This window comes from Neisseria sp. HMSC068C04 (assembly GCF_001810105.1).
GTDB classification, from domain to species: domain Bacteria; phylum Pseudomonadota; class Gammaproteobacteria; order Burkholderiales; family Neisseriaceae; genus Neisseria; species Neisseria flavescens_B.
Genome location: NZ_KV799919.1, coordinates 1 through 22,170 on the forward strand (window position 1 = coordinate 1; position 22,170 = coordinate 22,170).

At 48.2% G+C, this 22,170-nt stretch carries 24 protein-coding genes; 13 read left to right on the top strand and 11 right to left on the bottom strand.

Going from position 1 to position 22,170, the window contains the following annotated elements:
* Nucleotides 1-231: 231 nt before the first annotated feature.
* From nrdD to HMPREF2700_RS02365, 4 genes are all read right to left on the bottom strand, one after another.
* The gene (gene nrdD, locus HMPREF2700_RS02350) at nt 232-2,013 is read right to left on the bottom strand and encodes an anaerobic ribonucleoside-triphosphate reductase (RefSeq protein ID WP_070589719.1); all 1,782 of its coding nucleotides are present in this window, start codon (nt 2,011-2,013) and stop codon (nt 232-234) included.
* Between the two features lie 117 nt (nt 2,014-2,130).
* The gene (gene nrdG / locus HMPREF2700_RS02355; protein ID WP_070589721.1) at nt 2,131-2,640 is read right to left on the bottom strand and encodes an anaerobic ribonucleoside-triphosphate reductase activating protein; all 510 of its coding nucleotides are present in this window, start codon (nt 2,638-2,640) and stop codon (nt 2,131-2,133) included.
* Nucleotides 2,641-2,930: 290 nt separating this feature from the next.
* Entirely contained in the window at nt 2,931-4,073 is a 1,143-nt protein-coding gene (locus tag HMPREF2700_RS02360) for a THUMP domain-containing class I SAM-dependent RNA methyltransferase (RefSeq protein ID WP_070589723.1), read from the bottom strand.
* Nucleotides 4,074-4,189: 116 nt separating this feature from the next.
* Complete coding sequence (locus tag HMPREF2700_RS02365; RefSeq protein WP_063075522.1) at nt 4,190-5,581, bottom strand: nucleobase:cation symporter-2 family protein; 1,392 nt, start codon at nt 5,579-5,581, stop codon at nt 4,190-4,192.
* A gap of 336 nt (nt 5,582-5,917) precedes the next feature.
* On the opposite strand from HMPREF2700_RS02365, the gene dapA reads away from it, so the two are divergent.
* The 8 genes from dapA to HMPREF2700_RS02405 all read left to right on the top strand — a co-directional run bounded on the left by dapA (nt 5,918) and on the right by HMPREF2700_RS02405 (nt 11,919).
* On the top strand, nt 5,918-6,793 hold the full coding sequence (dapA, locus tag HMPREF2700_RS02370) for a 4-hydroxy-tetrahydrodipicolinate synthase (protein WP_070589725.1): 876 nt from the start codon (nt 5,918-5,920) through the stop codon (nt 6,791-6,793).
* 81 nt (nt 6,794-6,874) lie between these two features.
* On the top strand, nt 6,875-8,005 hold the full coding sequence (bamC, locus tag HMPREF2700_RS02375; RefSeq protein ID WP_070589726.1) for an outer membrane protein assembly factor BamC: 1,131 nt from the start codon (nt 6,875-6,877) through the stop codon (nt 8,003-8,005).
* A gap of 122 nt (nt 8,006-8,127) precedes the next feature.
* On the top strand, nt 8,128-8,358 hold the full coding sequence (locus HMPREF2700_RS02380) for an NGO_0222 family membrane protein (protein WP_070589903.1): 231 nt from the start codon (nt 8,128-8,130) through the stop codon (nt 8,356-8,358).
* A gap of 9 nt (nt 8,359-8,367) precedes the next feature.
* Nucleotides 8,368-8,961 (top strand): RdgB/HAM1 family non-canonical purine NTP pyrophosphatase, encoded by a 594-nt coding sequence (gene rdgB, locus HMPREF2700_RS02385; RefSeq protein WP_070589728.1) that lies wholly within the window; start codon nt 8,368-8,370, stop codon nt 8,959-8,961.
* A 75-nt stretch (nt 8,962-9,036) separates the two neighbouring features.
* A complete protein-coding gene (locus tag HMPREF2700_RS02390) occupies nt 9,037-9,546 on the top strand; it encodes a hypothetical protein (protein ID WP_070589730.1) in 510 nt (169 codons plus the stop codon).
* Nucleotides 9,547-9,594: 48 nt separating this feature from the next.
* Nucleotides 9,595-9,957 (top strand): DUF6568 family protein, encoded by a 363-nt coding sequence (locus HMPREF2700_RS02395; RefSeq protein WP_070589733.1) that lies wholly within the window; start codon nt 9,595-9,597, stop codon nt 9,955-9,957.
* A 96-nt stretch (nt 9,958-10,053) separates the two neighbouring features.
* Entirely contained in the window at nt 10,054-11,229 is a 1,176-nt protein-coding gene (hemW, locus tag HMPREF2700_RS02400) for a radical SAM family heme chaperone HemW (RefSeq protein ID WP_070589734.1), read from the top strand.
* Between the two features lie 135 nt (nt 11,230-11,364).
* Nucleotides 11,365-11,919, top strand: coding sequence for an opacity family porin (locus HMPREF2700_RS02405; RefSeq protein ID WP_070589737.1), 555 nt, complete (start codon nt 11,365-11,367; stop codon nt 11,917-11,919).
* A 104-nt stretch (nt 11,920-12,023) separates the two neighbouring features.
* Here the strand turns inward: HMPREF2700_RS02405 and HMPREF2700_RS02410 are convergent, their stop codons facing one another.
* The 7 genes from HMPREF2700_RS02410 to ruvB form a co-directional block, all read right to left on the bottom strand.
* On the bottom strand, nt 12,024-12,392 hold the full coding sequence (locus tag HMPREF2700_RS02410) for a VanZ family protein (RefSeq protein WP_070589739.1): 369 nt from the start codon (nt 12,390-12,392) through the stop codon (nt 12,024-12,026).
* A complete protein-coding gene (locus tag HMPREF2700_RS02415; protein WP_070589741.1) occupies nt 12,389-12,598 on the bottom strand; it encodes a dioxygenase in 210 nt (69 codons plus the stop codon). Before HMPREF2700_RS02415 ends, HMPREF2700_RS02410 begins: the two co-directional genes overlap by 4 nt.
* Before the next feature lie 103 nt (nt 12,599-12,701).
* Nucleotides 12,702-13,280 (bottom strand): aminoacyl-tRNA hydrolase, encoded by a 579-nt coding sequence (gene pth / locus HMPREF2700_RS02420; RefSeq protein WP_003683307.1) that lies wholly within the window; start codon nt 13,278-13,280, stop codon nt 12,702-12,704.
* Between the two features lie 54 nt (nt 13,281-13,334).
* Nucleotides 13,335-13,607 carry an RnfH family protein gene (locus tag HMPREF2700_RS02425; RefSeq protein ID WP_070589742.1) on the bottom strand — a complete coding sequence of 91 codons (273 nt, stop codon included), beginning with the start codon at nt 13,605-13,607 and terminating at the stop codon, nt 13,335-13,337.
* Nucleotides 13,600-14,031, bottom strand: a complete 432-nt coding sequence (locus HMPREF2700_RS02430) for a type II toxin-antitoxin system RatA family toxin (protein WP_070589743.1) — start codon at nt 14,029-14,031, stop codon at nt 13,600-13,602. Before HMPREF2700_RS02430 ends, HMPREF2700_RS02425 begins: the two co-directional genes overlap by 8 nt.
* An 89-nt stretch (nt 14,032-14,120) precedes the next feature.
* On the bottom strand, nt 14,121-16,028 hold the full coding sequence (locus HMPREF2700_RS02435) for an ATP-binding cassette domain-containing protein (protein ID WP_070589745.1): 1,908 nt from the start codon (nt 16,026-16,028) through the stop codon (nt 14,121-14,123).
* A gap of 122 nt (nt 16,029-16,150) precedes the next feature.
* Entirely contained in the window at nt 16,151-17,182 is a 1,032-nt protein-coding gene (gene ruvB, locus HMPREF2700_RS02440) for a Holliday junction branch migration DNA helicase RuvB (RefSeq protein ID WP_070589747.1), read from the bottom strand.
* 216 nt (nt 17,183-17,398) lie between these two features.
* On the opposite strand from ruvB, the gene cmk reads away from it, so the two are divergent.
* The 5 genes from cmk to ndk all read left to right on the top strand — a co-directional run bounded on the left by cmk (nt 17,399) and on the right by ndk (nt 22,139).
* Nucleotides 17,399-18,058: a (d)CMP kinase gene (gene cmk, locus HMPREF2700_RS02445; RefSeq protein ID WP_070589749.1), complete on the top strand. Its 660-nt coding sequence runs from the start codon at nt 17,399-17,401 to the stop codon at nt 18,056-18,058.
* A 154-nt stretch (nt 18,059-18,212) separates the two neighbouring features.
* The gene (gene rpsA / locus HMPREF2700_RS02450; RefSeq protein ID WP_003678994.1) at nt 18,213-19,898 is read left to right on the top strand and encodes a 30S ribosomal protein S1; all 1,686 of its coding nucleotides are present in this window, start codon (nt 18,213-18,215) and stop codon (nt 19,896-19,898) included.
* A gap of 10 nt (nt 19,899-19,908) precedes the next feature.
* Nucleotides 19,909-20,223: an integration host factor subunit beta gene (locus HMPREF2700_RS02455; RefSeq protein ID WP_003678992.1), complete on the top strand. Its 315-nt coding sequence runs from the start codon at nt 19,909-19,911 to the stop codon at nt 20,221-20,223.
* 259 nt (nt 20,224-20,482) lie between these two features.
* Nucleotides 20,483-21,619, top strand: coding sequence for a cell division protein ZapE (gene zapE / locus HMPREF2700_RS02460; protein WP_070589751.1), 1,137 nt, complete (start codon nt 20,483-20,485; stop codon nt 21,617-21,619).
* Between the two features lie 94 nt (nt 21,620-21,713).
* On the top strand, nt 21,714-22,139 hold the full coding sequence (gene ndk / locus HMPREF2700_RS02465; RefSeq protein WP_004519785.1) for a nucleoside-diphosphate kinase: 426 nt from the start codon (nt 21,714-21,716) through the stop codon (nt 22,137-22,139).
* The last annotated feature ends 31 nt before the right edge of the window (nt 22,140-22,170 follow it).

Sequence of the window (22,170 nt, forward strand, 5' to 3'; positions counted from 1 at the left end):
ACGGCCAAGATTTCCAAGTGGAAAGATATAAATAGATTTAACGCGGCCAAAAGCCTGGCAAATTTTCAATTTATTGAAAATAAAACATAAATAAAAACATTAAAACCGTTTGAAACAAAACAAACACCCCGAACAAGTCGGGGTGCGCATTATTACAACATCAAGAAATGTAAAGTTATTTGACTGTGCAATACACTATCTTTGCTTTTTAAGTAATCCTTTTTTCAACGATTACGCCGCTTTACGGTGATAATGTCTGAGCGCGTGTTCTTTGCGACGACCGCTACTGAATGCTGATACGCGTTTCAGATAACCGATCACTCGGGTGCCGTAGTCAATATCGTGGCTACCGCAGGCGGAACAGGCGTGCAAGGTGCGTTTGTCGATGTGGCCGCATTCGTTGCAGATGGTGATGCGCACGTTCACGCAGAAGTAGTTGCAGCCGGTTTGTGCGGCAATGTCCAAGAGCGAGCGGTAGCCGGATTCGGGTAGGGCTTCGTCGAGGTTCAGGTGCAGCGCGGAGCCGCCGTCGAGCCAGTCCACTAGTTCTTTGCCGTGCAGCAGGAATTTGTCGAGCGCGTTGATTTCTTCGTCTTCAACGACGTAGAAATAGGAGTTGTAGCATTCGCGGCTGACTTGGTAGCCGTCGGCTTTGTCCCATTTGGCGTTTTTCACGCCGAGGTTTTCGGCGGGAACAAACTCGGTGTTGAACTTCACGCCGTAGTGTTTGCTGGCGGCTTGGTTGGCGTCAAATATGGTTTTCAGACGGCCTTGAACAAAGTTGATGTAGTCGTCGTTGTAGCCGACCTTGATGCCTTGCGATTCGGCGGCTTCCGCCATACCGTTGATACCGATGGTGAGGAACTGTTTGTCCAGCGTGATAAAGCCTGCATCGTATACGGGCAGCATTCCGGCGGCTTGGTATTCTTCCATCAGTTTGCGGTAGGCGTATTGGTATTTGTGGATTTTGGCGACTTCAGCGGCAAGGTCGCGCCCGTCTTGTTCCAGCCGGTTCATGTTGATGGTGATGACGTTGATGGAACCGGTCGCCACGCCACCCGCGCCGAGTGTGTAGCTGAAGGTACGGTCTTCGATGGCATTGCGCAGGCGGCAGCAGGAAGCAAGCGAGTCGGGGTTGTCGGAAAGATAGACGAAGAAGGAATTGCCTTCCGCCAACTCTTTCGCCATTACGTCAGCGAACACGGTGTCTTTGCATTTGCCGCCATCGGTCAGCATCGCGGCGGTAACGACAGGGAAGGTCAAAACGGCTTTGGTGCGTTCCTGATTGAACCATTTGAGGAAGAAGTTTTGCAGCTTCGCCACACTCGCCCACACCGGTTTGCTGAAATCGGGGAAGACGAAATCGCCAAACATCGCGTCGAAATAGTATTGATCGTAAACGGAAATATTCCAAAATACGCTCTGATAGCCGCGCGCGGCGGCGGGCTGGTTGATGCTGTACACCACCTGCTGCATGTGGTTGGCGATTTCTTTGCCGTGGGTTTCCAAATAATCGTCGCCGTAGTCTTTGCGGGCGAAGTAGTCGAAATAGGTCAAAAATTCCACTGTCGCCACCGCACCGGCAAACTGCGCGCTGATAGCAAACACCAGATTAATAAACGAGCCGCAAAACGATGCCAAATGTTGTGGCGCTTTGGATTCGCCGCCGAGTTTGCTTAACCCGTCGAGCAGGAAGGGATACAGCGTAACCGACACACAATAAGGCTTGAGGCTGGTTTCGTCGTGCACATAAATCTCATGTGCCTCAATCTGGCGGATGTATTCGTCGGCAACGGATTGGTCGAAAATTTCGGCGATTTTGCGCGACACTTGGGCTCGGTTAATCTGCACGAAAAAGTCTTTCATGATTTCCGCTTCCATCGTGGCGATGTTTTTCTGGGTAACGTTGGCGTTGGCGTCCATTTTCGAGCCGTCCGCCGCGTTTTGCGCACTGATGTAGTCGCGCATGAATTGTAGTTTTCCGTTTAACTGTTCGGGATGCAGCCGAATCATGTTAATTCTCCTATATGGTTTGGATGATTTATCAAGCAATGACGGTCAGGCCGTCTGAAACATCGCTGTCAGCGAATACAATAAATTCAATTTAAATCGGTGCAATACAGCACCGGGCTAAATTGAAGCCACTGGAAACACTTTAGGCACGGGTTTGTCTTTGATAAACAATCGGTTCAACACTTCACCCGTGCGCAAATCGACAAACTTCTGATTGGTGATCGGGCTGTCTAAGCCACCCAGCTCCATCTGCCAGCGGCCAGTTTTCAGATACGTCAAATAAGGCAGAATGCCGTCTGAAACCGCCTCCAACTCCTCACGCTCCAAGCCGGTGTACAAGCAGGCTTTCAGACCCGCCTGCGTCACGATGCCCAGCATTTTCTGTAAAGCTTCCGGCTGCCATTCCCCGCCCATAAACAACACGCAGCTAATTAATCCGCGATAGCATTTCAGACGGCCTTTTAAATAATCCTCGGTCAATTCTGTGCCAATACCCTCTTTCCATGTATCGGCACTATGGCAACCTTTGCAACGCAGCGGACAGCCGGAAAACAGAAACGCCAGCGACACTTCGCCCGGCACTTCCTGCCATACAATTTGCTCAATTGTAAATTTCAAGCTGCTCATTGCAATACCAAAAAACACAAGATATAGTGCGAATTAAAACACAAGACTACTAGATATGGTATTTTTATTTAACAATGTATTTTACTTATTTAATAGATTTTTATTATTTAAATGATTGTAAATTACTATAATAGGTTCGACTTTAAGCTAATAAAAAGGCCGTCTGAACACGATTCAGACGGCTTGAAATTAAAAAAAAGAGAAGCAAAATCCGTTATAGCAAAGTCTATCCAAAAAAAATAAAAAAAGGCCGTCTGAAATCATCTTTCAGACGGCCTCAATTTCAGGTTTTAACCCCGATTCGAGCCTTTAACCATATCCATCAAAAACAATCGGCAATCCAAGTTGCCATTGAACAGCGGAATCTTACGCTTCGGAGAAAGGCGCATAAATTTCGGCATATCGCGATCGCCGGTAAACATCCCAACCAGCCAACCTGCGTAATGCTGTTTCAACCATGTGCCCAGTTGAGGATAAAGCGCCTGTAAAGCCTGAATTTCGGCAAGGCGCACGCCATAAGGCGGATTGGAAATCATAATGCCGTGTTCGCCGTTCGGTCGCGCGGCCTGCGCATCTTGCACGTCAAAGCGGATGAAATTATCCACTTCGGCGGCTTGAGCATTGGCCAATGCGGCGCGGATCATATAACGGTCGTTGTCGCTGCCGGAAATGGGCGCGGCAGCCGGTTTGATTTGTTTTTCAGCTTCACGGCGCAGGGCTTGCCATTTTTCTTTGTCGAAGTTTTGCAGTTTTTCAAAACCGAAACGACGCATCAAGCCCGGCGCACGGTGTGTCGCAATCCATGCAGCCTCGATGGCAATCGTGCCGCTGCCGCAAAACGGGTCTTGGAAAGGTTGCGTACCGTCGTAGCCAGCCAAAAGCAGCAAACCTGCCGCCAAGTTTTCCCTCAATGGCGCTTCGCCGGTATCCTGACGATAGCCGCGTTTGAAGAGTGCTTCGCCAGAAGTATCGATAAAGATTTCTACATTGCGCTCATCGATAAAGGCATGAATGCGGATATCGGGGTTGATTTTGCCCACGCTCGGACGCGCGTCATAAATATCGCGGAAGGCATCGCAGACGGCATCTTTGATTTTCAAACCGACAAAATCCAAGCTTTTCAAATTGGCGCGCTTGCCTTCGACTTTGACTTTGAATGTCTGCTCCAGTTTAAACCAACCTGTCCAATGCAGATTTCGTGCCAATTTGTAGATATCGTGTTCGTTGCGATAACCGCCTTTGGTCAAACGCAGCAAAACACGGCTGGCAACGCGCGAATGCAGGTTGATGCGATACACCTGCTCCATCGTGCCTTTACATGCCACACCGCCGTCAACAGCGCGGATATCCTGACATGCCATGTTTTCGAGTTCCTGCGTCAAAGGCGCTTCCAAACCGCGGGGACAAGTGATAAAAAGTGAATAAACCGTCATATAAAACCTTTCCGGGTAGAGCTATCCGAACCACTCGGATAACAAATAAAAACAATATTATAGCCGAAAAAGCAAAGGCCGTCTGAAACTTCAGACGGCCTTTGAATAAAGCTTGCTTAATGATCCAAACTGTCGGTTTCCACCTTAACCGCTTTATCGGTTTTATCTTCCGGCAAAACCAAGTTCAACAATACCGCCATAATACCGCCGGCAGAGATTGAGTTTTGGAACAATACCGGCAGGTTTTTGAACACTTCCGGCTCAAATGCCACGCCCAGACCCAAACCGACAGAAGTTGCCGCGATGACAGCTTCACGACGGCGAATACCGTGGCTGACCAAAATCCGCACGCCGGCAATCGCAATCAGGCCGAACATCAATACCATCGCTCCGCCCAAAACCGGACTCGGAATCGTGGTAAACGCGCGGCCGATAACAGGGAACAAGCCCAACAATACCAAAATCGCCGCAATATATTTGCCCACATGGCGCGAAGCCACGCCGGTCATTTGAATCACGCCGTTGTTTTGCGCAAAAGTAGTCAAAGGCAAAGAGCCCAACGCAGTCGCAATCACAGACACCAAACCATCTGCCAATACGCCGCCGCGCAGGCGTTTAGTGTATTCCTCACCCTCAATCGGCTGCTCGGAGACCATCGCAGTCGCCGTCAAGTCGCCTACCGCTTCAAATACGCTCAACAAGAAAATCGCACCGGCAACGATAAACGCGTGCCAATCAAATGCGAAACCATATTTAAACGGAACAGGCAGGGTAATTAACGGCAGGTTTTGCAGGGCGGAAAAATCCACTTTACCCAAAAACAGCGCAACAATATAACCGACAATCAAACCCACCGCGATACCGCTCATGCGCAACAATGGATTTTTCAAGCAGTTGAAAACCAATACAATCAGCAACACCAGCGATGCCAAACCCAAGTTTTCCATCGAGCCGAACGTGCCATCTGCTTTCGCACCGAAGCCGCCGCCGAAATCGGTAATGCCGACATGTACCAAGCTCAAGCCGATCAGCATAACGACCACGCCGCTTACAGTCGGCGTAATCACTTTTTTCAAATAAGGCAAAAGCCAAGCGGAGAAGCACACCAAAAACGCGCCGACAAAGGACACGCCCAAAAGCGTTGAAATCATCACATCTTTAGTCAAACCGCCCTCTTTCATACCGGTACCGAGTGCAATCATCACGGTAACAAAAGAGAAGTTGACCGACTGAATCGACAACATGCCCGAACCGACCGGCCCGAAACGGTTGACCTGCAAATAAGTGCCGACACCGGAAGCCACCATCGCCATCGACACCAAATAAGCCGTCATTTCAACAGGCAGCTCCAACGCCCCGCCGACTATCAGTGCCGGAGTAATCATCGGGACAAAAATCGCCAGAAGGTGCGTAACTGCACTCAACAACGCATTCCCAAACGGCGGCTTATCTTCCAAACCATAAACCAAATCAAGCGATTCCGCTTGTTTTTCAGTCATTCCGGCCATGTTGAACCTTCTCTCAAGAATCGTTAAAAAATATTAAGATGCGTATTTTAACCAATTTGAAATGTATCAGCAAATTCAAAACCGTCAGGCCGTCTGAAAGTTCCGCCCAGCCGTTTTCAGACGGCCTCAAACCGCCTTAACACATTTTAATTCTTGACATTATTTTTCCATCTCAAAACAAACAAACCAATGATTTAAAAATGTATTATTCATTAAGATAATGACAAGTCACCATTAAACGGCAAGGCCGCTTAGCGGATATGTTTCACACAAACAACAAAGTAAGCTACAATCCACTGCATAATTCACCCACACTATAAAATTAAAGGTTTCCGTATGTTAAAAGGCAGTCTGGTTGCCCTGATTACTCCGATGAATCAAGACGGCAGCATCAACTACGAACAACTTCATGACTTAATCGACTGGCACATTGAAAACGGCACCGACGGCATCGTCGCAGTCGGCACCACCGGCGAGTCAGCCACCCTGCCTGTCGAAGAACATTTGGCCGTTATTGAAGCCACTGTCAAACACGTCAACAAGCGCGTTCCCGTTATTGCCGGCACAGGCGCCAACAATACTGTCGAAGCCATTGCCCTTTCCAAAGCCGCCGAGCAAGCCGGTGCGGACTATACCTTATCTGTTGTTCCCTACTACAACAAACCTTCGCAAGAAGGCATTTACCAACATTTCAAAGCCATCGCCGAAGCCACTTCGATTCCGATGGTTATCTATAATGTTCCCGGCCGTACCGTCGTCAGCATGAGCAACGACACTATTTTGCGTTTGGCCGAGATTCCGAATATCGTTGGTGTAAAAGAAGCCAGCGGCAATATCGGCAACAACATCGAATTGATCAACAGCGTTCCCGAAGGTTTTGTCGTTTTATCCGGCGATGACCCTACCGGCCTGCCTTTCATGCTGTGTGGCGGTCATGGCGTGGTAACCGTCGCAGCCAACGTTGCACCGAAACTCTTTGCCGACATGTGCCGAGCCGCCCTTGAGGGCGATATTGCGACCGCCCGTCGTCTAAACGAGCAACTTATCCCAATTTATAACACCATGTTCTGCGAGCCCAGCCCAGCCGCGCCCAAATGGGGGCTGAGCTTATTGGGCAAATGCGAACCCCATGTTCGTCTGCCTTTGGTAGCACTGACCGAAGCCGGTCAAGCCAAAGTCCGAGCCGCTCTGGAAAAATCAGGACAAATCTGATCCGGAAATAAGGCCGTCTGAATCCCAAACACCCTTTTCAGACGGCCTCCCTGTTAAGAACTTCATCCACAGGAAAACAAGATGACCTATATCAAACCCATCGTAGTAGCCCTCGCCCTGATTAGCATGACTGCCTGTTCCGGCAGCAAAAAAGAACAACCCAAACTCGACTATCAAAGTCAATCACACCGCTTGGTCAAACTGGAAGTACCACCTGATTTGAACAACCCAGACCAAGGCAACCTCTATCAATTACCGGTAGGCAGCGGCGCCGTCCGTGCCAGTGATTTCAACAAACGCCGCACCCAAGCCGTACAACAGCCTGCCAATTCAGAAGTCTTGAAATCCGTTAAAGGCGTACGCCTTGAGCGTGATGGCAACCAACGCTGGTTGGTTGTCGAAGGCAAATCGCCTCGCGAAATTTGGCCGTTGCTGAAAGTATTCTGGCAAGAAAACGGCTTCGACATCAAATCCGAAGAACCAGCCATCGGCCAAATGGAAACCGAGTGGGCGGAAAACCGAGCCAAAATCCCTCAAGACAGCCTGCGCCGCCTGCTGGATAAAGTCGGCTTGGGCGGCATCTACTCTACCAGCGAACGCGACAAGTTCATTATCCGCATCGAACAAGGTAAAAACGGTTCGACCGACATCTTCTTCGTCCACAAAGGCATGAAAGAAGTTTATGCCGACCGCAAAAAAGACACTACGATGTGGCAGCCGGGCGAAAACGACCCTAACCTTGAAGCCGCATTCCTCGCCCGCTTTATGCAATATTTGGGCGTTGACGGTCAGCAAGCCGAACAGGCTCTGACCCAAAGCGTTGCTGCTCGCAGCAATGCGTCTGAGTTGGCGCGTGTGGACAACGGCACTTTGTTGCTGGCAGGCGATTACGGTCGCAACTGGCGACGTACCGCCCTTGCGCTTGACCGCATCGGCCTGACTGTTATCGGTCAAAATGCAGAACGCCGCGCTTTCTTGGTTCAACAAGCGCCAACCGAAGGCGAAGCAGTTGCCAATAAAAAACCGGGCCTGTTCAAACGCGTATTTGGCAAAGGCAAAGTGGAAACGCCAAAAACTTATCCTGAAATCATCGTATATGTTGAGCCTATCAACAATGGCGCACGCCTCCACCTGTTGAACAAAGACGGCAGCCCATACAAAGGCAGCGATGCCTCCACATTGTTGAGCCGCCTGCACACAGAATTGCGTTAATCCGTTATTCGACTTAAGGCCGTCTGAAATATTCAGACGGCCTTTTTAACGAATACGGCATGGTTTCAAATTCCCAATCTGACGTTATAATCAGAACATTTTTCCCCCTTACCCAAGCTGCCATGACCCGACAAAAAGCCTATCTGCTCCTGACCGCCCTGTTTACCCTGATGTTTATTGTACTGATTCTGTTGGGCGCTTATCTTCTGAGCATTCACAGCAAACAATTTGCCGTTGCCGCCTTTCTGTTTGCCTTTGCAGCCGTTTTTGCCCAAATCGGCAGCCTTGCCCTTTACATCCGCCACAAAGCACACGCACAAATGGCTCGTATGCAGCAAACCGAAAACCATTAAGGAAAAACCATGTTTGAAAAAATCGTCCTTGCCAGTGGCAACGCAGGCAAACTCAAAGAATTTTCCCGCCTCTTTGCCGACTTAAACATCGAAGTCCTGCCACAATCACAATTCAATACGCCCGAATGTCCCGAGCCGTACCATACCTTTGTTGAAAATGCCCTGGCTAAAGCACGTCATGCTGCCAAATACAGCGGCTTACCCGCACTTGCCGACGACTCCGGCATCTGCACCAATGCCTTAAACGGCGCACCCGGCATTTTCTCCGCACGTTATGCAGGTGAAAACCCCAAATCCGATACCGCAAACAACACCAAACTCTCTGCCGATCTTGCCGATAAAGATGACAAAAGCTGCTACTACGTCTGCGTACTCGTCCTCATCCGCCACGAAAACAACCCGCAACCCATCATCGCCGAAGGCATCTGGCGCGGACAATGGCAGACCGAGGCAGCCGGTACAAACGGCTTCGGCTACGACCCACATTTCTATCTTACCGAACACGGTTGCACCGCTGCCGAGCTTGATCCTGAAATCAAAAATGCTGAAAGCCACCGCGCCCAAGCATTGCGTGAACTATTAAGAAAAATCGAAACCTTATAAATCGATAGCAGGCCGTCTGAAAACCTGAAACGTTTTTTTAGATGTTCTAAATCCAACAAATAATGAAAGAAATCCATGTCCCCTAAGCAAATCCTGATTGTCGCCATCCGCTTGGTCGTTTTAATCGGTATCGTACAAACGCTTGGCAGCATCGCGACCATATTCGTACAGACAGAAAGCATGTATGACAGTAAACAAATCTCATCCGTACTGATGCTCTACGGCTTGTATTTAATTGCATGGCTGCTGCTATGGTGTTTCCCTGCCGCCATTGCCAACCGCCTGTTGCCCGAACATCTGCAAACCGTACAGGAAGCCCCAAAACACCCTGCACCATGGCTGACGACCGGTATTGTATTAATAGGCATATATACTGTTTTCCAAGCTATCCCCGACCTAATTTACCAGTTCTCTCTCTATCTTTTTGTACAGTCTATTGCTATCGACACACATACATCCGTTTGGGCGGACCTCGGCGCACAAAACCAAGCCGGTATACTTGCCAACATCGCGCAGCTTTTTATCGGCATTTTCCTGCTATTCGGCGCACCAAAACTCTCGTCTTGGATACGCAAAAGACTTTAACAACAGGCCGTCTGAAACCTTCAGACGGCCTACCTCACATTCATTCCCATGCCCAAGCCCACACCTGAAGAATTGGCAGTCTTTGCAAAACACGTCGCTGCCTTCATCCCAACCACACCCGACAAACTTCTTCAACTCATTGACAGTCAAGAAACTGCTATCATCTTTCTAGGCAAACCAAGTTGTTCATACTGCCGCCGTTTTGTTGCAAAACTGTCTACCGTTTCCATAAACAAGCAGCTTACCATTCACTTTACTGACAGCAGCAACAAAGCAGCTTTAAAAACTTTTCGTGAACAATACGGCATCAAAACTGTTCCCGCATTACTGGAAATCTCACAAGGTAAAATAAAATCCGTCTGCAATTCCAAATTATCAGAAGAAGAAATTGAAGTCTTTTTGAGCGCTTAGACTTCGCAAATTTCCTACTGATTACTTTCATGGCCGACATTTCAGTTAAAATAACGGCCTAAAAATTTCAGACGGCCTTGAACCTCAACACATACCATGACCCAAATCACCTTCCAACGCCCCGGCCACCTAACCGCCCTGCCTCCCTTATCACTCTATATCCACATTCCTTGGTGCATCAAAAAATGTCCATATTGCGACTTTAATTCCCACAGCCTCAAAAACGGCCTGCCGGAAGAAGCCTATATCGATGCTCTATTAACCGACTTGCAGCTTGAATTGCCCAATATTTGGGGCAGACCGGTGGAAACGATATTCTTCGGCGGCGGTACACCCAGCCTGTTTCAAGCGAAATCAATTGACCGCTTGTTAAGCGGTGTGCGTTCATTAGTGCGTTTGCAACCCGAAGCGGAAATTACTTTGGAAGCGAACCCCGGCACATTTGAAATTGAGAAGTTTCAGGGATTTAAAGACGCAGGCATTACGCGTCTGTCTATCGGCGTGCAGAGTTTTAACGACGATATGCTTGCTCGATTGGGACGCATTCACAATGGCAAAGAAGCCCTGACAGCTATTGATACTGCATTGAAATTATTTGATAAAGTCAATATCGATTTGATGTATGCCCTGCCAAACCAAACGGTTCAGACGGCCTTAAACGATGTGCAAACCGCTATCGCAACAGGCGTATCTCATATCAGCGCATATCATCTGACAATGGAACCGAACACGCCTTTCGGTCATACACCGCCAAAAGGTTTGCCACAAGATGAAGCAGCATTGGATATTGAAGATGCCGTACATGGCGAATTGGAAGGCGCAGGCTTTATTCACTACGAAACATCGGCTTTTGCAAAAGCTAATATGCAGTGCCGCCATAATTTGAACTATTGGCAGTTCGGCGATTACTTGGGGATAGGTGCCGGTGCACATGGCAAAATTTCCTATCCCGACCGTATTGAGCGAACTGTCCGCCGTCGCCATCCCAACGACTATCTTGCCGCCATGCAAAGCAATCCGCATGAAGCCGTTGAACGCAAAACCGTTGCTGCCGAAGACCTTCCATTCGAGTTCATGATGAATGCCCTACGCCTAACCGACGGTGTACCTGCTTCAATGCTGCAGGAACGTACCGGCGTACCCACTGCAAAAATCATGGCTCAAATCGAAACCGCCAGACAAAAAGGCCTGCTTGAATCAGACCCGACTGTGTTCCGCCCGACCGAGCAAGGCCGTTTGTTCTTAAACGACTTGTTACAGTGTTTTTTATAAGTGCTTTTTTACAACAGTTAAAACATTTTTAGATTTGCTTAATTTAGGACAAGAAAATACAATCAGAATAATTGTTGGGAATGAACAATCCCGGCGATTATTCACTACTCCTAATCCTACATTAAGGACAAAACAATGAAAAAAGTTCTGGTAACACTGATTGCTCTTTCCCTGCCTACATTCGCATTGGCTGATGCAACCAAAGGTTTTTATGTTCAAGCTGATGCTGGTCATGCTACTGTAAAACAAAAAGCTAATAATGCCAGTGGCTCGGTTAAAGGTTTTAGTCCACGCATTTCTGCCGGTTACGATTTCGGTGATTTCCGTGTTGCCGCTGACTATACCCATTATAAGTCTGAAAAAATCAACACTGCCTCATTCGATGCTGAAGGTAAATACCACAGTGCCGGCGTTTCTGCTATTTATGACTTTGATCTGGAAGCTCCTGTAAAACCTTATGTAGGTGCTCGTGTGGCTATTAATCATGCTTCTGCAAAAGTCAAGACAGCTAATTCATATTATGAACGTAGTGATACTAAAACTGGTGTTGGAGCAATGGCTGGCGTAAGCTACGAAGTAACACCTAACGTTGCCTTGGATGCAGGCTATCGCTACAACTATTGGGGCAAAATGAATAGCATTAAGTTCCATACTCACGAAGTATCTGCCGGTGTACGCGTAACATTCTAATTCTTATCATGAAGCAATAATGGCCTCATGCATCAAGTAACGAAAGGCCGTCTGAAACCTATTTCTCAGGATTTCAGACGGCCTTTTAACTTCTTTAAATATGTCTAACTTTTTGCTGCTTTTACTTTTTCTGCAAACCACAGCGCCGCAGCTGTACCTGCCATATCGGCAATGCCGTCCGCAATCGAACCTTGGCGCGTAGCAGTCAGAAATGCCTGAGCCAACTCACTGCCTATTGCAAACAATAAAGCGGCAAGCAGAATGCCTTTATAGGGAATATTCCTATTGTCTTGAATAAATATTTTTGCGCACAGCCATGCCTGACCGAAAAACAGTCCGAAATGACCGACTTTATCAAAATGGGGAAATGGTGGAGCGCTATTGCCGCCCTCTTTGAAAAGTAAGGCATAAATGGCGGCGGCAAACCAGATCAAGGCAGCGGCAGTAAATTTGTTTAATGGCAAGGCTTTCATTTGTCGGCCTCTTCATCCAACCATGTTTGGCAGATATCTGCCAAGCGGACAAATTTCCCACCCCGTGCCTTCAAAATATCACGCCATTGTGCCACTTCTTCAGCATCCGGGGCATCTTCAATACTGCATTCGTAAAGGCAGAAGTCTAATGTTTCGCCAACAATGCCTGGGGCTTCGGTCTGCATAAGGTTGGTCAGTTCGTTCATATTTACTGGTTCTTTGATTGGATTATCGCTAGTCAGACTGCGCCGTCTGTTTTCAGGCCGTCTGAACATGATGTGCAAGGCTACCCGTTTGATTTGGGTACGCTTACTTACTGTGTAAAAAACGTGTTGCCTCTTCCCATTCGCCATTCAACACAGCCGGCAATCCTTGCAGGGATTTGGCAATGGAGTCATCAATTTGCTGTCTGTGTTCCGCCGACGGTTTATTCAACACATAACCGACAACCAAATTACGGTCGCCAGGGTGATCAATGCCTAAGCGCAGGCGGTAGAAATTGGGCGTACCCAAACGAGCCTGAATGTCTTTAAGGCCGTTGTGTCCGCCGTTGCCGCCGCCAAGTTTGAATTTGATACGGCCACATGGAATATCCAGCTCGTCATGAACCACCAAGATTTCCTCCGGCTTGATTTTATAAAACTGAGCCAAAGCGGCTACTGCCTGACCGGAGCGGTTCATAAAGGTCATTGGCTTGAGCAGCCAAACATCGCCATCAGGCGTAGTGGCGCGCGCTACTTCGCCGTAAAATTTCTTTTCGTCTTTAAAATTGACTTTCCATTTCCATGCCAGTTCGTCCAACAGCCAAAAGCCGACATTGTGGCGCGTTTGTTCGTATTCTTGGCCTGGATTGCCCAAACCGACGATTAATTTAATTTTCAAGCTCATTACTGTTCTTTCAGTTTGACAGGCCGTCTGAAAAAGTTTCAGACGGCCTTTGATTTATTCTTGCCCTGCGCGTTTACGTCTCGCTTCTTTAGGATCAATCAACAATGGACGATAAACCTCAATCCGATCGCCATCGCGCAACACAGTCTCGTCTTTCACTGCCTTGCCGAAAATACCCAAAGGCGCTTGCTGTAAATCCAACTCTGGGAACTCTACCTCCAAACCGCTTTTCAAGGCAGCTTCGCGTACGGTTGTACCTTCGACAACGGCCATGCTCTTCAACACTTGCCTCTCGGCCAGTCCGTAAACAATTTCAATCTCAAGCATAACGGCGGTCGGCCTCTTTAATAAAAGCATCCACCAGCGTACCGGCGAGATGTCCGAACACCGGGGAAATCATGGCTGAAAGTACGGCATTGGAGAAATCGTATTCTAATCTGAATTCGACTTTGCACATATCATCGCCCAAATCGATAAATCTCCAAGTGCCGCGCAGGATTTTAAACGGCCCTTCGAGCAAATCCATGCGGATTTCCTGCCCCGGGATATTGTGGTTGTGCGTCGCAAATGACTGTTTGACGCGCATATAGTCCATAAACAGGCGCGCTTTTAGCTCATTGCCTTTGCGTTCGATGACTTCGGTCTTGCTGTACCACGGCAAAAATTTTGGATAGTCCTCAACTTTGTCCACCAGCTCAAACATTTCCTTAGCACTATGCAGCACCAATACGTTTTTCTCGACTTTTTTCATGTGGTTGTAGACCTTGTTTTTGAATATTCAGGGTTCAGACGGCATGATTTAGAAAAATACCTGCCCTACTTTGGGACAAAATTCCCAATTTAAACCGCTTCGCCATTTTGTTTCGCTTCCAGCCATTCCCAGCGTTCCAGCTTTTCCAAAAGCAGCATTTCAATTTCTTCAGCCCTGCTTTGCAGTGCACCTGCTTTTTCGTAATCTTTGAAAATTTCAGGATCGGAAAGCTGGGTATTGATTTCAGCCTGCTCGGTTTCCAAAGCTGCGATTTCATCAGGCAGGGCATCGAGTTCGCGCTGTTCTTTATAGGAAAGTTTGACCGTGCGGTTGGCTTTGGGTTTGACTTTCTCAGGCTCGGCAACCGCTTTAGGCGCAGAGGCCGTCTGAATTTTATCTTCCCGCGATTTTGCGTCGATATAGTCCTGATAGCCGCCGATATATTCTTTCAGACGGCCTTGTCCTTCGAAAACAATGCTTTGGGTAATCACATTATCCAAGAACATACGGTCATGTGAGACAAGAAATACCGTGCCTTGATAATCACGCAGTAAGTCTTCAAGTAGCTCTTGAGTGTCGATGTCCAAGTCGTTGGTCGGTTCGTCCAAGACCAGGATATTGGCAGGACGGGTAAAGAGTTTTGCCAGCAAAAGGCGGTTGCGTTCGCCGCCGGAGAGTGATGAAACAGGACTTTGTGCGCGGGCTGGATGGAACAGGAAATCTTCCAAATAACTCATCACATGCTTTTTCTTACCGCCGACTTCAACGTAATCATTGCCCTGTCCGAGCGTGTAAAACACGGTGTCGTTTTCGTTCAACGCGCTACGAAACTGGTCGAAATAGGCAACTTCCTGCTTACTGCCGATACGGATTCTGCCGTAGGTCGGCTGCAATTCGCCCAAAATCAGCTTGAGGAAGGTGGTTTTGCCAATGCCGTTTGGGCCGATTAAGCCGATTTTGTCACCGCGCTGCAAAATGGCGGAGAATTTGTCCATGATGACTTTGTCGCCATAGGCAAACGAAGCATGTTCCAATTCGGCGATGATTTTGCCGCTTTTTTCGCCGCTATCGAGCTTGAAGTTAACTTGCCCTTGTACATTGCGGCGTTCGGCGCGCTGGCGGCGCAACTCTTCCAAACGGCGCACGCGGCCTTCATTACGGGTACGGCGCGCTTCGATGCCTTTGCGTATCCATGCTTCTTCCTGAGCATGGAACTTATCAAACAAGCGGTTATGTTCCGCCTCGACCGCCAACTCTTGCGCTTTTTTCTCGCTATATTTGGAGAACGAGCCAGGATAGGAGCGCAGAATGCCGCGATCGAGTTCGACAATGCGCGTGGCAATGTTGTCCAGAAAACGGCGGTCGTGGGTAATCACAACCAGGCTGCCTTCAAACGCTTTAAGCAGGTTTTCCAGCCAAATAATCGCGTCGATATCCAAATGGTTGGTCGGTTCATCCAGCAGCAATACATCAGGCTTTTGCACCCAAGCCTGCGCCAAGGCGACACGCTTTTTCTGACCGCCGGAGAGGTTGCCGATTTTTTCGTTTTCCGGCAAACCGAGTTCGCCCAAAGTCTGCTTGACTGCCGCATCCAATTTCCAGCCGTCCTTCGCTTCGATTTCAAGTTGCAATTCGTTAAGCTCTTTCAATAAAGCCTCACTCGAACCATTTTCCAACTCATGGCTGACATGATGATAACGACGCAATAAATCGCGAATTTCGCCCAAACCTTCGGCAACGGTATCAAATACGGTTGCTTCCTTATCAAAAAAGGACTCCTGCGGCACATAAACGATTTTGAGATTGTTTTGAACAATAATCTGCCCGTCATCAAGCTTTTGTACGCCTGCAAGAATTTTTAAAAACGAAGACTTACCCGCACCGTTGCGGCCGATTAAACCGATTTTCTCGCCGCTGTCGAGTTGAAAAGAAGTTTTATCGAGCAATGCGACGTGGCCGACGGCAAAAGAAGCATTTTCTACGGATAAGATATTCATGGGGAAACTTCAAAAAAGAAAAGGGAGACATTTTAACCGATTATCGACAGATATTTGCCGACAATCATATGAAATTGAAAGTATCAGGCCGTCTGAAAGCAGTTTTCAGACGGCATTCATTATTATTCTTGGACCTTCAAACCGAAATGCAGATAGGCTCGTTCGGTTGCTACGCGTCCGCGCGGTGTACGCTGCAAAAAGCCCTGCTGAATCAGATAAGGCTCAATCACATCTTCGATGGTATCGGTCGATTCACCAATCGCAGCAGCCACGTTTTCCAAACCGACAGGACCGCCGCTGAACTTGTGCAGAATCGCCTCAAGGAATTTCCTGTCCATCACATCCAAACCTTGCCCGTCCACATCCAGCATACTCAAAGCCGCATCGGCAATGTCCGCATCAATGACACCGTTGTTTTTCACATCGGCATAATCGCGCACACGTCGCAAAAGGCGGTTGGCAATACGCGGCGTACCTCGGCTACGCTTGGCTACTTCCATCGCGCCCTCGTCGCCCATATCCAACTGCAACAATTGTGCAGAACGGGCAACAATAGTCGCCAAATCTTTATTCTGATAAAACTCTAATCGGGACACGATACCGAAACGGTCGCGCAAAGGATTGGTCAGCATACCGGCACGGGTCGTCGCGCCCACCAATGTAAACGGCGGCAAATCAATTTTGACCGAACGCGCGGCCGGCCCTTCGCCTATCATAATGTCCAACTGATAATCTTCAAGCGCAGGATAAAGGATTTCTTCAACCACTGGGCTTAAGCGGTGGATTTCATCGATAAACAGCACATCATGCGGCTCAAGATTGGTTAACAAGGCTGCAAGGTCGCCGGCACGTTCCAAAACCGGGCCGCTGGTTTGACGCAAATTAACGCCTAACTCTTTGGCGATAATGTGCGCCAAAGTAGTTTTGCCCAAACCCGGAGGGCCAAATAACAAAGTGTGGTCAAGCGCTTCGCCACGTTTTTTCGCCGCCTGAATAAAAATGGCCAACTGCTCTTTTGCTTTATCCTGCCCGATATAGTCGTCTAAAGTTTTCGGACGTAAAGCGCGTTCAAGCAATTCTTCCTGAGCGGAAATATTTTGAGCAGTGATAATGCGCTGAGGTTGTGCAGAAGTAAGATTATCGGTTTGTAACATAATGTTTCTAAATTCTAAGACCGTTCCCGACCCGTTATTTCAGACGGCCCGAACAATCAGATAAAGCGGTTAAATTATGATTTTGGCCATTATACCCGATAAGGCCGAGCCGCCTTCCCCTCAAATCTGAATCACACAAAAATTTTCGTTTTCAGACGGCCAAAGCAACGTATAATAAACGGTTAATTCAAATACCTATCGCATTCAGGAGAACACATGAGCCTCAAGCAAAAAGTTATCGCCATCGACGGCCCCAGCGCATCCGGTAAAGGGACGGTTGCCTCACGCGTAGCCGAAGCCTTGGGTTTTCTTTACCTCGACTCCGGTGCGCTTTACCGCCTGACCGCACTTTACGCACAAAAACACAATGTTGCCTGGACAGATGAAGATGCCGTCAGCACACTGGCAGAAACTTTACCCGCACAATTTGAAGGCAGCGCCGTATTATTAAACGGCGAAGATGTATCCGAGCAAATCCGTACCGAAGCGATCGGCATGGGCGCATCTGCCGTCGCACAGTTGCCTAAAGTGCGTGCCGCCCTTTTGCAACGCCAACGCGACTTCCTAACTGATAAAGGCTTGGTCGCCGACGGCCGCGATATCGGCTCGGTTATTTTCCCTGATGCCGCATTAAAAATTTTCCTGACCGCAAGTGCCAATGTCCGCGCCCAACGTCGTGCCAAACAACTCGGTATCCCATGCGAAGGCGTTGCATTCGAGCGTATTTTGTCGGACATTGAAGCACGCGATGAAGCAGACCGCCGCCGCCCTGTTGCTCCGTTGAAACAGCTGCCCGACGCCCTGCTTTTAGATACTGATAACCTTTCTATCGAAGAAGCTGTAAAAAAAGTGCTTGATTGGTATCATAAAGTTTAAAATTTGGAGTATAATCGCGAAGTTTTCATTTCAGACGGCCTGTTAACCCTATAACAAGGCCGTCTGAAAACATTTCCCAACCTGCCGCGCCAAGGACGGCAGGTCATTTCAAACCTAACCCGCACCCCTTGGCGGTGTACCGAAAAGAGTATATATGACTATGGAAAATTTTGCCCAGCTGCTGGAAGAAAGCTTTACCCTGCAAGAGATGAACCCAGGTGAAGTGATTACTGCCGAAGTAGTCGGCATCGATCAAAACTTCGTTACCGTTAACGCAGGTCTGAAATCAGAATCTCTGATTGATGTTGCTGAATTCAAAAACGCTCAGGGCGAGATTGAAGTTAAAGTTGGCGATTTCGTTACCGTTACCATCGAATCTGTTGAAAACGGCTTCGGCGAAACCAAACTGTCCCGCGAAAAAGCCAAACGCGCTGCCGACTGGATCGCTTTGGAAGAAGCGATGGAAAACGGCGACATCCTGTCCGGCGTTATCAATGGCAAAGTCAAGGGCGGTCTGACCGTTATGATCAACAGCATCCGCGCATTCCTGCCGGGTTCTTTGGTTGACGTACGTCCTGTAAAAGACACTTCTCACTTCGAAGGCAAAGAAATTGAATTCAAAGTGATCAAACTGGACAAAAAACGCAACAACGTTGTTGTGTCCCGCCGCGCTGTTCTGGAAGCTACTTTGGGCGAAGAACGCAAAGCCTTGCTGGAAAACCTGCAAGAAGGTTCAGTTATCAAAGGTATCGTTAAAAACATCACCGATTACGGTGCATTCGTTGACTTGGGCGGTATCGACGGTCTGTTGCACATCACCGACTTGGCATGGCGCCGTGTGAAACACCCAAGCGAAGTTTTGGAAGTTGGTCAAGAAGTAGAAGCTAAAGTCCTGAAATTCGACCAAGACAAACAACGCGTTTCTCTGGGTATGAAACAACTGGGCGAAGATCCTTGGAGCGGCCTGACCCGTCGTTACCCACAAGGTACCCGCCTGTTCGGTAAAGTGTCCAACCTGACCGACTACGGTGCGTTCGTTGAAATCGAACAAGGCATCGAAGGTTTGGTACACGTTTCCGAAATGGATTGGACCAACAAAAACGTACACCCAAGCAAAGTTGTTCAACTGGGTGACGAAGTTGAAGTAATGATCCTAGAAATCGACGAAGACCGCCGCCGTATCTCTTTGGGTATGAAACAATGCCAAGCTAACCCTTGGGAAGAATTTGCCGCCAACCACAACAAAGGCGACAAAATCTCCGGCGCAGTTAAATCTATCACTGACTTCGGCGTATTCGTAGGTCTGCCTGGCGGCATCGACGGCCTGGTTCACTTGTCTGACCTGTCTTGGACTGAAGCCGGCGAAGAAGCTGTACGCAAATACAAAAAAGGCGAAGAAGTTGAAGCCGTTGTATTGGCCATCGACGTTGAAAAAGAACGCATCTCTTTGGGTATCAAACAACTGGAAGGTGATCCGTTCGGCAACTTCATCAGCGTAAACGACAAAGGTTCTTTGGTTAAAGGTTCTGTGAAATCTGTTGACGCCAAAGGTGCAGTAGTCGCTCTGTCTGAAGAAGTTGAAGGCTACCTGCCTGCTTCTGAATTCGCTGCTGACCGCGTTGAAGACCTGACTACTAAACTGAAAGAAGGCGACGAAGTTGAAGCCGTTATCGTTACCGTTGACCGCAAAAACCGCAGCATCCGTCTGTCTGTTAAAGCGAAAGACGCTAAAGAAAACCGCGAAGCGCTGAATTCAGTTAACGCCGCTGCAACTGCCAATGCCGGTACTACCAGCCTGGGCGACTTGCTGAAAGCCAAACTGTCCGGCGACCAAGAATAAGGTTGCAGACATGACGAAGTCTGAATTGATGGTTCGCCTTGCAGAAGTGTTTGCCGAAAAAAATGGCAACCAACTGCTGGCTAAAGATGTCGAATACAGTGTAAAAGTCTTGGTTGATACCATGACCCGCTCACTGGCTCGTGGACAACGTATCGAAATCCGCGGTTTCGGCAGCTTCGACTTGAACCACCGCCCTGCCCGTATCGGGCGCAACCCGAAAACCGGCGAACGCGTGGAAGTGCCTGAAAAGCATGTTCCTCACTTCAAACCGGGTAAAGAGTTGCGTGAGCGTGTAGACTTGGCATTGCAAGAAAGTGCTCATTAATACTTAGTAGCAAAACGCCGCAGAAATGCGGCGTTTTTTTGTTTTCACAAGAAATTCAAAGCCAGATCTTTTCACGCATACCTTAATCGCACACTATTTCAACTATATCTACTACAATGCTTTTACAAAAAACTCAGGCCGTCTGAAATCATTTATAATAGACCGACTATTCTGTAATGAAAACATCATTCCAAGTACTGTCCAAACTATTGCGGATGATGTTTCAACTATCGCCAGTAAAGCATAATAAAGGTTACACATGAGCAATAGAGACCAACTATTCACACCACCTCCATTTGAAAACCACAGCCCATTGACTTGGTATCAGGCTGCAGCCGAACAGCCCAACTTTATCCGCGACGAAGCCCAAGCACGAGCCATTGAATATTTGGATCGTTTGTGGACCGAGCTGATGATGTTCAAACGCAAACGCAACCGTTTTCTCGGCCGCAGCCTGCGCTCTCCCCAAGTGCCTAAAGGACTCTATTTTTATGGCGGCGTAGGACGCGGTAAAAGCTTTTTGATGGACGCTTTTTTCGGCTGCCTCCCTTATCGCCGTAAGCGCCGCGTGCATTTCCATGCCTTTATGGCCGAAATTCATCAACGACTGAAAACTTTAAAGAGCGAAGCAAATCCTTTAAAAGCCGTTGCAGCAGAAATTGCCAAAGAAACACGCGTATTATGCTTTGATGAATTTCACGTCAGCGATATTGCCGATGCCATGATTTTGGGCCGTTTACTGGAAAACCTGTTGAGTGAAGGTGTAGTCTTGGTAGCCACTTCCAACTACGCCCCATCCGAACTCTATCCTCAAGGCCAAAACCGCAGCAGCTTTCTCCCAACCATCGCCCTTATCGAGTCCAACCTGACCGTTTTAAATGTGGATGGCGGCGAAGATTACCGCTTGCGTACGCTGCGTCCTGCCGAAATTTTCTTTGTCCCCAATAATGAAGAAAACGAGCAAAAACTCGCTGCTTTATTTAAAGAAATGAGCGGAATCTCTGAATTAAACCCAGGCATCAGCATTATCCATGGACGGGAAATCCCCCATAAAGCCCAGTCAGAACACGCCATCTGGTTTGATTTCCGTGCATTATGTTTTGGCCCGCGCTCACAAGCTGACTATTTGTATTTAGCCGAACATTACGAGATGGTTTTCCTTTCAGGATTAGAACGTCTAACCCCGCAAGAAAAAGCAGAAGCACGCCGTCTGACATGGTTAATTGACGTTTTATACGATTTCCGTGTGAAGCTGTGCGCCACTAGCGCAGTTGGCGTAAACGATATTTACGTTGAAGGCGATTTTGCCGAAGAATTTACCCGTACAGCCAGCCGTATGATCGAAATGCAATCTGAAGTCTATTTGGAACAACCACACCTGACTTTAAGCAAATAATGCCTTTCCCAAAAAGGGGCGAAATTTGGTAGAATACACTTCCCTCGCCTCTTGGCTACGGCAACTTACCTATTAATAAAAACAAGGACATAACATGGCCATCGAACGTACGATTTCCATCATAAAACCCGATGCAGTAGAAAAAAACGTCATCGGCAAGATTTACAGCCGCTTTGAAGAAAACGGCTTGCGCATTATTGCAGCAAAAATGAAACATCTCTCTGAGCGTGAAGCAAAAGAGTTTTATGCCGTACACAAAGACCGCCCTTTTTATGAAGACTTGGTTAAATTCATGACACGCAATCCCGTTATGATCCAGGTATTGGAAGGTGAAAACGCCGTTGCCAAAAATCGTGAATTGATGGGCGCAACCAATCCGGCTGATGCAGCTCCGGGCACAATCCGTGCCGACTTTGCAGAATCTGTCAGTGTTAATGCCGTACATGGTTCTGACAGTGTTGAAAATGCTGCGATTGAAATTGCTTACTTCTTCAGCCAAAGCGAAATCTGCCCACGCTAAGAATAAAAGCCTGTAGCCGCTTTACGGCCGT